This is a genomic window from Dyadobacter arcticus, from assembly GCF_011762185.1.
In the GTDB taxonomy this organism is placed as follows: Bacteria; Bacteroidota; Bacteroidia; order Cytophagales; family Spirosomataceae; genus Dyadobacter; species Dyadobacter arcticus.
This window is the reverse complement of the sequence record NZ_JAASQJ010000004.1, coordinates 257,868-270,464: the sequence shown is the minus strand read 5'-3', so window position 1 is coordinate 270,464 and position 12,597 is coordinate 257,868. Positions and strand designations below refer to the sequence as shown.

Here is a 12,597-nt window from a genome sequence, read left to right as displayed (position 1 = left end):
CTGACTTTGCCGAAAATTGAAATTATCAATTACCAAGCTGCCCATCTCAGTTATTTATCGGCGTTTTAGGCGCAATTTTAAGCTCATAAAACGAGTCACTTTTTCCGAGATATTGATCAGCTTCTCGCAGTGACCATTTCTCTTTTAACACTTCATATATGTTTTTGTAAGCATCATAAGGAATGGGTTCAAAGGCAATGTGATTAGGTAGGAGCATTTTGGTTAGCTTGTTAATTTTCAATGCTCTCAAAACCCTTCCGATTGAAATGAATGAACATAGCACGAGAAGCAAGAACAACATAAAACGCATGATTGATTTGGTTACCACATTTCGGGATTGCAAATTGGAGCGGTGCGCAAATGACTGAAACACGTACATCCCAATCATCAATAAATATGGCATAAGTCCTCTGAACAAAAGATCATTCACTTTACCAATGCGATAAACCGGGAAAATCAATAAAAAGGTAATTAGCAAATAAAATGGAAAGGGCGGCAGAAGGTTTTCCGACTTACTTCTGAAATATCGGTAGGATAGAAGAAAAATGATGAAGTTGATTCCAATATTGATCACGTACTCCGCAATCCTGCCCGTGAGACTATAAGGAAATTGCCAGACAAAACCAGAAATTGGGGCCATTTTGTGGGATACCAGGAAAAGTAAGACCGGGATAGCAGCAAGAATCGGCAAGATTACCTTCCTGCCCATGAATTGTTGATTAAATTGACATCCATCCAGCACCCACTGGCGCAAAATGACAACTCCGCAAAAGAGGCCCATTGCAAATGCAGGAAATACAGCCCACCAGAAGATTAGTACAACCGGAAAAACAATCAACTCGTTTTTAACTCGGTTTTTGAGCATAAAAATGAACATACCTGCAACGATCATTGTGGGTATCACTTGATTGGGCACCCAAAGCAGATTTTCGAAATTAGACCAGGATTCAATTGCAAAATCCCCTCTTGTGTACCAAAGTCCTGTAACCTTATAAGCAACAGTTTTGATCACATGGGGCGTGTCACCAAAACAGATAACCAGAAAAGTGTAAATCAATTTTTTATTCATTACGAGATACACCCAGGCCAGTCCAATGTAAAAGCCGAGCAGGGTCCAAACGATGATGACAATCTCGTGAATATCTCCCAAAAATTTAAAAACGAGTGCAGGAACGACATAATAGCCGTAGTAATAGGAAATCACCGGCCCTTTTTCCGGAATGCGTATCGGCCAATCGTTTTTGAAAAGTTCATAAAATTTGGTGTTGTGACACCAATGGTCAAATGTTTGGTAAGCCAAGCCAGTGATTCCCGAGACAAAGGTGAGCATTGCAGCTGCCGCCCCTAACAAAGCAAGTTGCTTCATCGTAAGGATTTCATAGGAATGAAAATCACAGTCTTTCAAACTATCGTAAAATGTGTAAAGAAGCATTACAATGCCAATTGTGGCGATAAACGTGTTGGTCCAGTAATAAAAGAAAATCAGATTGGGGACCAGAAGGTAGCCGAGACTAAGTGTTTTAAGGTATTTTATTTTCATTGCATGAGGTAGGGATTTCGCAATGAAGCAATATCTGAGTGGAAGCATGAATCTATTTTTCATACTGCGCAAACAACTTATCGATCGGTTGCCGCGTATACTATAATACGCCAGAATCCAATTGCTTTTTTTCTAATTTTGCGCAGCAAGGAAATCGGCTAAAAAGGCGCATCGGTACTTACAAAATCAAATCAGTGTTAAAGAGAATATTGCTTGCCTTATTGTTTATTATTGTCTTGCTTGGAATTTACTACCGGGATATCCTTAGTTACGGTGTTATGCAGGCGAAAGGACAAATCAGCATTCTCGCCAATGTGGAAGAAGTTGAAGATGTCTTAGCCAATCCTGCATTTCCCGACTCCCTCAAACGCCGGATCAGGTTGATTCTGGAAATCAAACAATTTGGCGTTGACTCGCTTGGGTTGAAACCTTCTGATAATTATACTACATTTTACAACCAGCATGGTAAGCCGCTCATCTGGCTCATTACTGCTTCCGAGCGATATAAAATTGTGCCCTACAAATGGAATTTCCCGGTTGTCGGAACATTCCCTTACAAGGGTTATTTCGACTCCACCAGAGCCGTTCGAGAAGAAAAAGAACTGATCACAACGGGGCTAGATACCGATATTGGTGACGTCTCCGCCTGGTCTACATTGGGTTATTTTAAGGATCCTATTCTTTCGAGTATGTTAAAGAGAAGGGATGGGAGCCTGGCCAATCTCATATTACATGAACTGACACATGGAACACTTTTTGTGAAAAATAATCTGGAATTAAATGAGAATCTGGCCAGTTTTGTGGGTGATCAGGGTGCAATCCGGTTTTTGAAGTACAAGTATGGTCTGGATTCCCCGCAATTACGTACATACCAGTATTCTAAAAAATACAATGATGCCTACTCAGGCCACATGCTCAGAGGTACCGTAAAGTTGGATAGTCTTTACAAAACATTTGGCAATAATATGTCGCCCGATCGAAGGAAGGATTCATTGAAAAAGGCAATGATTGTTAAGATACTGACTGATGCCGACACACTTCTGTCTACCAAACGGACGTTTAAACCCAAAAATGGCCTGAGTGACTCACAGTTACCTAATAATGCCTATTTTATCAATTATTTGACCTATAAGTCCAGGCAAAATATCTTTCTTGAAGAATTCGAGAATAAATTTGGAGGAGATTTAAAAAAATATCTTGCCTATTTAAAGGAGAATTACCCCTCTATGTAAATACTATTTTTTTAGCATGAAGAGATCTTACATCATAATAGCCATTTCCACACTTCTATTTTTTATTTCTTTCCGGCAATTCGAAGAAAAATACAAGCAAACCAGGGTTGTCGCGAATAATAGTTTTGTAACTGGCGAACGCGTCGAATATCGGGTGCATTACGGGTTTATCAATGCAGCGGAAGCCAAAGTAGAAGTTTCCAAATCCATATCCACGATCAATAGCCGGCCCTGTTTCAGGGTAAATGTTTCAGGCAAAACAGTTGGCGCATTTGACCTTATTTCCCATGTGAGGGACTCCTGGCGGTCTTATATCGATACTACGGCCATTCTGCCGCACATGTTTGAGCGCCAGATCCAGGAAAACAAATACAGAAAAGAAGAAAAGATTTACTTCAATCACAATAAAGACCAGGCCATTTCCTCCATTAAGGACGAAACCAAAACTTTTGATGTCCCAAATAATATCCACGATATCATCAGTGGCTATTTCTTTCTCAGAACCGTCAATTTCGAAAAGGTTGCGGAGGGAGAAGTTATCGAAATACCTACATTTTTTGATGGTCAGGTTTACAAATTGAGAGTGCGTTATGTGGGCAAGGATGTGATTAAAACCAAATTTGGAAGAACCCGCGTTTTGAGGCTCAATCCACTTATTCCTGATAATAAATTCTTCAAAGGCGAAGGCGCGATGCGGCTTTGGGTCTCGGACGATTCGAACAAAATTCCACTCAAAGCGGAAGTGGAATTAGTGATTGGTTCGCTGGAAATGGACCTTAAATCCTACAAAGGGCTTAGGAAAGACCTTACCTGGTTTTGAGCAACCATTTTTCCCTCCATTTGTGCAATTTGCGAATTGGCAGCCACAGCCGGTTCTTTCTGATTTTCAGAAAAGGAGTTGCTTCGCAGCCAAAACTTTTATAAAATCCAGCAATAGAATGGATTTCAGGACTTTCAAAATCAAAAATGATGGAGTTACCAGCATTTGCTGAAAAATAGGCGTCCAGCAGAAATGTTCTAGCATTACATCTTCGGCCTATTACATCAGCAGCATTAAACAAATAAATGGACTTCCCTGCGCAGCGAACGATCAGGATGCCAGCGTGGATAACTCCGTTCTTACAGGCATAATGCAACTCAACAATTCCCAACAACTTTAATTTTTCGAAGATCGCTTCCAAACGATCGTAAGCATTCGGATTTACCCCGCCAGCTATCTTGGCCGCATGATTCTGAACGAATAAATAGATCAGCGGATGAATGTTGCTGCTCTCCAGAATTTCCCACCCCGCATTTTTGCCTTTTTTCAGATTAGTACGACGATCTGTTGTATACCCTTTTTCGATTGATTTATAATCTTTCGCCAAGTGCAGCCAATGCGTAAATTGGGTATGAAATTCAAATTCCCTGAATTGACTGGTCAGGTCAGAAAACAGATGATAATTATTTGGATTGAAATGATAGGAGGAAATGTACGAGAAGTGCATCGAAAGCAATCTAAGAAAAATTTCGGCCTGACTAGCTGTGAGTTCAGATCTGGAAAATAAGCCCAGATACTGGCAAAACAATGGTTGATGAATTAATTGAATTCCTAATCTCCGACGGACGGGAAGCGGCATAACGATCTGATAATCGCCTTCTGAGGCCCATATTAACGCTTTCCAATCATCACAGACCAGGTCCAGGTAAAAAGTAAAACCGTATACAACAGCTTGTCCGGATTGTTCAATTAGTTTGTTCCATGCGGCATCATTGATCTGCGAACGGGAAATCAGGAGAGGGGTCAAAGGACGAATGATCAGGTGAAAACATATACTACCTGATACTTAGACGTCAGACTTTACTTAAAGTAACTGCGAAGCTTCTGTAAAGTTTCATCAACGTCCGGCGTTTCGTCCATTAAAAGGTTAATGCTTTGAATAGAATGGATCACCGTACTATGGTCCCGACCACCGAAATGGTAACCGATGGACTTCAATGGAAGGTCTGTATATTCTTTGGCAAGGAACATTGCAATCTGACGTGGATAGACGATTTCCTTTTTCCTGCTTTTGCTTTTCAAATCGGCTATCGTAACCTGAAAATAATCTGCAATTACCTCCTGAATGGTGTCAATCGTCACTTCCTTGCTCTCATTCATGACAATGTTACGCAAAGTGTTTTTTGCAAGTTCCACGTCAATTTCCCTTCTGGTCAGCGAAGCCTGGGCCATGAGAGACACAATAACACCTTCCAATTCACGAACATTGGAATTGACACTATGGGCAATGTACTCGATTACATCATAATCAATTAAAATCCCTTCAGACTGTATCTTTTTCTGAATGATCGCAATCCGGGTTTCAAAATCCGGTGCCTGCAAATCAGCAGTAAGTCCCCATTTAAAACGCGATAACAGACGGTCCTGCAAACCTTGCAATTCTCTCGGAGGCCTATCGCTGGTCATGATGATCTGCTTACCCAGCTGGTGCAAATGATTGAAAATATGGAAAAAAGTATCCTGCGTTTTTTCCTTACCAGACAAAAATTGCACGTCGTCGATAGCAAGCACATCCACTTTCATGTAAAAGTCAGTGAAATCCTGGAGGGTATTGTTTTTTATTGAATTGATAAACTGGTTGGTAAACTTTTCGGAAGATACATAAAGCACCAGCTTATTTTGAAAATGATTCATAATGTAATTCCCAATGGCCTGGACCAAATGGGTCTTGCCTAATCCTACCCCTCCGTACATCATCAACGGATTAAAAGAAGTCAGGCCAGGGCGCTGGGCAACAGCAAAGCCCGCAGATCTTGCGAGCCTGTTACAATCACCTTCAATAAAATTATCGAATGAATAATTCGGGTTCAGGTAAGTATCCAAGTTCATCGAATCCTGGTCTTTCTCCCGATGATTGGAACCCAGGCGCGGATCATTTACAAAATTATCCTGCTTGGAATAACCCGGTGATTTTTGGGTAGAAACATTCATGGTCAGCGGCTGGTGCTTTTCATTGCCCTTATCCACAATGATGGAATATTCCAACATACCATCCCGCCCGATCGCGTAATCCAATGCTTTCCTCAGAAGATTAACATAATTGTCTTCCAGCCATTCGTAGAAAAATTGGCTTGGAACCTGAATTGTAAGCACTTTACCATAGATCTTCAACGGCCGTATAGGTTCGAACCACGTTCTAAAACTTTCGTCAGGAATGTGCTGCTGAATAACTCTCAGGCAGGCATCCCAAATGTGGTCCACTTCTCTATATGCGTTCGTTCTTTCCAATGTATAGCTTACCAAAACTCAGTACTTCATTGTTTTTAGGGACGGCAAAGATAGGAAAATACCTGATCCCGCAAGTTTGAACCAAGGTTCAATTTAACATCAATGGTATCTTTCTCCAAGCCTTAAAATAAATAACCGCGGAATTAAATTGTAGTATTTTGTCAGTCATTGTGTTACGGGTTGGCCTTCAAAATTGTTACTTCAAATTTGTAGCTTTGCCCATAGCAAGAATCCTTTAACATCCTGCTTAACCGACAAAATGTCTGACCAATTGTTTTCAGATTTTGCTCCAATGGATAAGAATGCCTGGGCAAAACAGGCGCAAAAAGAGCTGAAAGAAAAGTTCGGCTCGGCGACAAGCTGGGACGTTGGTTCAGGATTACGGTTCAATTCGTATGCGACATATGAAGACCTGGATGCGGAAAAAGTTGCCGCCATGCAGCAATGTCAGAAGAAAGTGCCCGGTTGGCTCAACGTACCTGAATTGGAATTTTCGCATCCGTTGCAAACCAACTTAGCATTGAAAAATGCACTGGAAAACGGTGCGGATGCTGCGCTCATTAATCTTGGACACAATGCGTTGTCTCAATGTGAATTCCCCAAGCTTCTTCATGGAATCCGCCTGACTGATACGCCAATATATTTCCAGACCTCTGAAAATCCGGAAGATCTTTTTTCGCATATCTCCAAGAATGCCAGCTACTATTTGAAAGGCGGGATTGCATTCGACCCGGTAGCTGACTGGATGCGTTATGGAAAATCATTCGAAACCCGGATAGAATCAGTGGCAGCTGTACTGACCCGAACCAAAAATATGCGCGAGTTCCGACCTGTGATGGTTGAAACGCATGTGTATCATAACAATGGCGCAGATCCCGTGCAGGAATTGGCCTTCACCACTGCGGCAACCGTTACTTATATGGACCACCTGACGGATGCAGGAATTTCGCCACTCGGTGCTTTCAACAGAATGCTTTTTTCGGTTTCCATTGGAACGCAATACCTGACGGAAATCGCGAAACTGCGGGCATTCCGGTTTTTACTGCGAAATATTTCCCGCGCCTACGCATTGCCTGATGAGCTGTCCAACCCGTTTATCCAGGCTCAGACTTCCTCATTTTATAGCAGCACAGCTGCGCCGTTTACAAATATGATCCGCGCGTCGTCGGAAGCTATGAGCGGCACTATTGGCGGCTGTAACGCGCTTACCGTTTCTGGATATGTCGCAAATGCTGCTTCTCCCAATGATTTGTCAGGACGCGTAGCACGCAATCTATCCTCGGTTCTTTATCATGAAAGTGCTTTTGGAACAGTTGCTGATCCCGCGGCAGGCTCTTATTTATTGGAAAAAATGTCGATCGATTTGGCGGAGCAGTCCTGGTCACTTTTTCTGGATATCGAGGAAAAAGGTGGGTTAGTTGAGTGTTTCGAAAGGGGCTTCATTAAGGAAGAACTTGGTAGATCTTTGACTCAAAAAATCCAAACCTCGCAAAATAAGGGAATAATGGTAGGTGTAAACAAATTTACTGAACCAGGCGAAGACACTGATCTCCTTATTAAAAATCCGCCTCAAACGGAAAGCCCTTTTCTTTCGCACGACAAAAGTCTTTCGGAGTGCTTCAAAAGTAGACCTGCAAGTTTATGAAACCAGATTTCAAGCACATACCCGCTGAGGTTCGAAACGAAGTAGCAAATTCAGTAAATCAGCCAAAGACCGTTGTCACCGCAGAAGGGATCAAGCTGAAATCGGTTTTCACGTCGGAGGATAACATAGAAAATCAGCATTTGGGCTTCGGGGCAGGACTTCCTCCCTTTTTGCGTGGCCCATATGCAAGCATGTATCTTGAACGCCCCTGGACGATCCGTCAATATGCCGGTTTTTCTACCGCCGCCGAATCCAATGCTTTTTATAAAAAAAACCTCAATGCAGGCCAGAAGGGGCTTTCCGTTGCTTTCGACCTGGCGACGCACAGAGGTTACGATTCTGACCATCCCAGGGTGACTGGCGATGTGGGCAAGGCTGGCGTGGCGATTGATTCTGTTGAAGATATGAAGGTCCTTTTCGACCAGATCCCATTGGAGCAAATGTCTGTCTCCATGACGATGAATGGTGCAGTAATACCGATAATGGCCTTTTTCATTGCCGCAGCAGAAGAGCAGGGAGTCAGGAAGGAAACGTTATCCGGCACGATCCAGAATGATATTTTGAAGGAGTTTATGGTGCGGAATACCTATATCTACCCTCCTGCGCCTTCCATGCGGATTGTGGGAGATATTTTCGCCTATACTTCGCGATTCATGCCGAAATTCAATTCAATCAGCATCAGTGGCTATCACATGCATGAAGCAGGCGCGCCCGCGCACATTGAGCTTGCATATACCCTTGCCGACGGACTTGAATACATCCGCACAGGACTTCGCGCTGGCATTTCGATAGACAATTTTGCGCCAAGGCTATCTTTTTTCTGGGGCATTGGAATGAACCATTTCATGGAAATTGCCAAAATGAGGGCGGGGCGCTTGCTATGGTCCAGAATCGTAAGCCGGTTCAATCCTGCAAATGAGAAATCACTGGCATTGCGTACCCACTGCCAAACCAGTGGATATAGTCTTACCGAGCAGGATCCTTTTAATAATGTGGCCAGAACGACCATCGAAGCGATGGCAGCGGTAATGGGCCACACGCAATCACTGCACACCAACTCATTGGATGAAGCGATGGCTTTACCAACCGATTTTTCAGCAAGAATCGCCCGAAATACCCAGTTATTTATCCAATACGAAACGGATCTCTGCCGCGCTGTTGATCCCTGGGGAGGCTCTTATTATGTGGAGTATCTCACGGATGAACTCGTGAAAAAAGCCTGGCAGCTCATTGAAGAGGCAGAAGGGCTTGGCGGCATGACGAAAGCAATTGAAACGGGTCTTCCAAAAATGCGTATTGAGGAGGCAGCAGCCCGAAAACAGGCGAGGATCGATTCAGGAAAGGATGTTATCGTTGGCGTAAACCGTTTTAAAACACCGCATTCTGAACCGATCGACATTCGCGACATTGATAATGCTGCCGTCAGACAGGCTCAGATTAACAACTTAAATCTCGTAAAACAAGAAAGAAATACGGCCGAAGTTACCCTGGCTTTAGAAGCGATCACTAATGCCTGCAGACGGGACGGCGGCAAGGATATGAGCAGCAATTTGTTGGCGCTGGCGGTGGATGCGGCCCGTAAAAGGGCTACATTAGGTGAAATTTCGGATGCGATGGAAAAGGAATTCGGACGTTATAAATTGACCATTCGGTCAATTTCAGGGATTTACCAGGCGGAAGCTTCTGACGATGAAAATTTCAAGCTGGCCCTTCAGATGTCCAATCAGTTCGCAGAAATGGAAGGGCGGCGGCCACGCATTCTGGTTGCAAAAATGGGCCAGGATGGCCACGACCGTGGAGCCAAAGTAATCGCCACGAGTTTTGCCGATCTGGGATTTGACGTGGATATTGGCCCTCTTTTCCAAACACCCCAGGAAGTAGCACGGCAAGCCACGGAAAATGATGTACATGTCATTGGTGCGTCGAGCCTTGCAGCTGGTCACAAGACGCTTATTCCGGAGCTTATTTCTGAATTAAAGGCATTGGGCAGAGAGGATATCATGGTCATTGCGGGCGGCGTGATTCCAGCGCAGGATTATCAGTTTTTGTATGACGCAGGTGTAAAAGGGATTTTCGGGCCTGGGACAATCATCTCCATTGCCGCTCAAAAAATCCTGACCGATCTGATGGAGGAAGGCTAGCTTACCGACCCAAAGACCAGTGACGTGCAATTCCCTCCGAAGCCAAAAGAATTGGACAACGCGAATTTAATAGCATGATTATCTGAAAATGAGGAAATAGGAGTTGAATGGTAGGTTCCAATCGGTGATTCAACATTCAGGCTGGGGTATAACTCAGAATAAACAATGCTCAAAACACTGTAAATAGCCTCCACCGCGCCCGCCGCGCCTAGCGTATGCCCTGTAAAAGATTTCGTGGAACTGTAAGGCGGCATTTTTGCGAATAAGTGGTTGAGACCGTATAATTCAACTTCATCATTATTCTGGGTACCCGTTCCGTGGGCGTTCACATATCCAATCTGGTCATAACTAATTCCGGCCGATTGTATCGCATCCCGCATGGAACTGACCGCGCCAATCGCGTTATCGGACATTGCAGATGGATGATGGGCATCATTTGCATTGCCAAATCCGGAAACCTCTGCATAGACTCTCTTACTTCCCGCAGCTTCCTCTGATTCCAATACCAAATAAGCCGCTCCTTCACCCAGATTCAAGCCATTTCGGTTTTCATCAAATGGCTTACATGCCGACTCCGAAAGTATTTTTAATGCATTGAAGCCATTCACTGTATATTTCGCGAGGCTGTCAACTCCTCCCACAATCACCCTTTTTGCCCTTCCCGACCTGATCAGCCTGGCACCCATCATGATTGCGTTCGCAGATGATGAGCAAGCGGTGTTAATGGTATCTGTGAAACCTCGGATCTTATATCTCTTGATGAGTTTTAGGGTATGCGCCGAGCAGCCGTAAGATTCCAGATAGGGAGAACCGGAGGATTTAAGGTTAGCATCTTCGTAGAGCTGGTCCGTCAGGCACATGCCGCCTACCGTACTTGCTGATATTAAGGCAGTATCAAAAGAAGATAAGTCTTCCGGAGATAGACCTGCGTCCCCGATCGCTTCCAGAAATGCATTATTTGCAAGCAAACATGTCCTGGTGTACCCGACGCTATCCTGCAAACCCAAAGTTTCCTTTAATTCTTCATTACTGGCCTTGCATTCACCGAAAGGTAACAATGAAGAATAATGAGATTCAAAATGGGCCGCTTTGTGGATGCCCGTCAGTGCATTGCGCAGGCTGTTGTGATTTTCGTTTACATTCTCACCAATTGCGGAAATGATCCCCATTCCGGTCACTAGTGCCCTTTTCATGCGGGTTTGGTATTGGCAAGAATATATTCTGCCATGTGGTTAACATCAACAAGAATTTTCCGTCCTTCTGCTGGATTGGTGATTTTGATGCCATACTCCCGCTCAAGAAGTACAACCAGTTCGAGTGAATCGATAGAGTCCAGTCCTAAATCGCCGCCAAACAACGGTTCATCGTCCCTGATATCTGCCGGATTTATGTCTAATAAATTTAAATATTGAACGATCTGACCCTTGAGAATAGGTTTTAAACTAGTTATATCCATTACAAATTGATGATTTGCCTTCCGCGAAATTCAAACTTAAATAATTCTTTCCAACCTCAGCTTAAAATAGGTACCTAATTGGCATATCAGGATAAAAATGCCAAGAAAGGAAAATACATACTTCAATTCCTGCCAGCTTCCGCCTTTCAGAAATAAAACATAAAAGCCTTCAAGACACCAATGCAGAGGCGAAAAATTGCTGGCATACTGCATAAAACCCGGCATGACAAAAGTGGGCACCAGGATACCTCCAATTGCTCCAAAAATAATGATCGAGATTGCGCCAAAACCATTGGCTTGCTGCTCTGTCCTCGAAAGTGATCCTATTAACAAAGCATAACTCACGGCAGCCATACTGCTCACAAAGATCACGGCTACCATGGCGATAAAGTTTTGAGGAACAGTCAGTTGCGGAAGTCCTAGTTTTGGCAAGATCCATATTCCCATTGAGAACGTGAGGGCAACCTGTAACACAGCCACGAGAACATATATGGCCATTTTACTGAACATGACGAGCATAAATGTGGTAGGCATCGTTTTCAGCCTGAGAAAACTTCCGCTAACCCTCTCCTTTACAATGTTACTACCAAGAGATACCACCATAAAAAACATCGCGAAAATCGTCCAGGCGGGTACATTATGTTGGGTGGAATTGGGAATTACGGTTGAGTTATTGTTGCTGGCGACAATTTGGTTAATCTGCACGCGATTGGATATCATCTTCTTTTTCAATACCGCCGATTTGTCTCCCAAATCCATATTGGTATACATCCTGTCGATCATCAGTGAATTTTCGATAACACTCATGTATGACTGGATAATGCCCATTACGGAGTAACTGTAATTCTCCTGTAAAACCGGATCATTGTAAAACGAGAGCCTCGGCATTTCTACTTTTGCCTGGCCGATTGTATCGTGTTCCAGTCCCAGGTCCTCCATCAGGATCGTACTTACATCTTCAGCATTGCTTTCCAGTCCAGCCGAAAAAGTCTTTGGAATGTATAATGCCAGTAATTTGCCGCGTGAAAGCAATTCCGACTTTAATGAACTTTGCTCAATCCCATTTTGAGAATCTACTTTGAACAGACCCGAACTATCCAACAATGCTACCAGTTTCTTCCCTTCTTTTCCGGAATCATGATTCACGACCAGCAGCGGGATCTGGTTTTCATTGACCATTTTGTAGGCGCTGTCCTGAATGATGGTAATAATAAAAACTAATAGCAACGGCATCAGAAATAGCAAAGCCAGACCAACTTTATCGTTGATAAGGAGTAAAAACTCTTTGCGCAGCGATGAGAATATTTTGAACATA

The 12,597-nt window shown here is 43.5% G+C and carries 10 protein-coding genes; 4 read left to right on the top strand and 6 right to left on the bottom strand.

Annotation, left to right across the window (positions count from 1 at the left end; all coding sequences use genetic code 11):
* Positions 1-46: 46 nt before the first annotated feature.
* Positions 47-1,540: a hypothetical protein gene (locus FHS68_RS20010; protein ID WP_167273985.1), complete on the bottom strand. Its 1,494-nt coding sequence runs from the start codon at positions 1,538-1,540 to the stop codon at positions 47-49.
* 194 nt (positions 1,541-1,734) lie between these two features.
* On the opposite strand from FHS68_RS20010, the gene FHS68_RS20005 reads away from it, so the two are divergent.
* Both FHS68_RS20005 and FHS68_RS20000 read left to right on the top strand, forming a co-directional pair.
* The gene (locus FHS68_RS20005; RefSeq protein ID WP_167273984.1) at positions 1,735-2,772 is read left to right on the top strand and encodes an aminopeptidase; all 1,038 of its coding nucleotides are present in this window, start codon (positions 1,735-1,737) and stop codon (positions 2,770-2,772) included.
* Positions 2,773-2,788: 16 nt separating this feature from the next.
* A complete protein-coding gene (locus FHS68_RS20000; protein WP_167273982.1) occupies positions 2,789-3,592 on the top strand; it encodes a DUF3108 domain-containing protein in 804 nt (267 codons plus the stop codon).
* Here FHS68_RS20000 and FHS68_RS19995 read toward each other — a convergent pair.
* Both FHS68_RS19995 and dnaA read right to left on the bottom strand, forming a co-directional pair.
* Entirely contained in the window at positions 3,579-4,559 is a 981-nt protein-coding gene (locus FHS68_RS19995) for a GNAT family N-acetyltransferase (protein WP_167273981.1), read from the bottom strand. The two genes, FHS68_RS20000 and FHS68_RS19995, sit on opposite strands and share 14 nt — an antisense overlap.
* A 53-nt stretch (positions 4,560-4,612) precedes the next feature.
* Positions 4,613-6,040: a chromosomal replication initiator protein DnaA gene (gene dnaA, locus FHS68_RS19990; protein ID WP_167273979.1), complete on the bottom strand. Its 1,428-nt coding sequence runs from the start codon at positions 6,038-6,040 to the stop codon at positions 4,613-4,615.
* 259 nt (positions 6,041-6,299) lie between these two features.
* Here dnaA and FHS68_RS19985 point away from each other — a divergent pair, with 259 nt between their 5' ends.
* Both FHS68_RS19985 and scpA read left to right on the top strand, forming a co-directional pair.
* Entirely contained in the window at positions 6,300-7,685 is a 1,386-nt protein-coding gene (locus tag FHS68_RS19985; RefSeq protein WP_167273978.1) for a methylmalonyl-CoA mutase family protein, read from the top strand.
* Complete coding sequence (scpA, locus tag FHS68_RS19980; RefSeq protein ID WP_167273976.1) at positions 7,682-9,826, top strand: methylmalonyl-CoA mutase; 2,145 nt, start codon at positions 7,682-7,684, stop codon at positions 9,824-9,826. Before FHS68_RS19985 ends, scpA begins: the two co-directional genes overlap by 4 nt.
* On the opposite strand, the gene FHS68_RS19975 is transcribed toward scpA, so the two are convergent.
* The 3 genes from FHS68_RS19975 to FHS68_RS19965 are packed head-to-tail and all read right to left on the bottom strand — an operon-like array spanning position 9,823 to position 12,596.
* The gene (locus FHS68_RS19975; RefSeq protein WP_167273974.1) at positions 9,823-11,019 is read right to left on the bottom strand and encodes a beta-ketoacyl-[acyl-carrier-protein] synthase family protein; all 1,197 of its coding nucleotides are present in this window, start codon (positions 11,017-11,019) and stop codon (positions 9,823-9,825) included. The two genes, scpA and FHS68_RS19975, sit on opposite strands and share 4 nt — an antisense overlap.
* Positions 11,016-11,282 carry a phosphopantetheine-binding protein gene (locus tag FHS68_RS19970; protein ID WP_167273971.1) on the bottom strand — a complete coding sequence of 89 codons (267 nt, stop codon included), beginning with the start codon at positions 11,280-11,282 and terminating at the stop codon, positions 11,016-11,018. Before FHS68_RS19970 ends, FHS68_RS19975 begins: the two co-directional genes overlap by 4 nt.
* Positions 11,283-11,318: 36 nt before the next feature.
* On the bottom strand, positions 11,319-12,596 hold the full coding sequence (locus FHS68_RS19965; RefSeq protein ID WP_167273969.1) for an ABC transporter permease: 1,278 nt from the start codon (positions 12,594-12,596) through the stop codon (positions 11,319-11,321).
* Position 12,597: the final 1 nt, after the last annotated feature.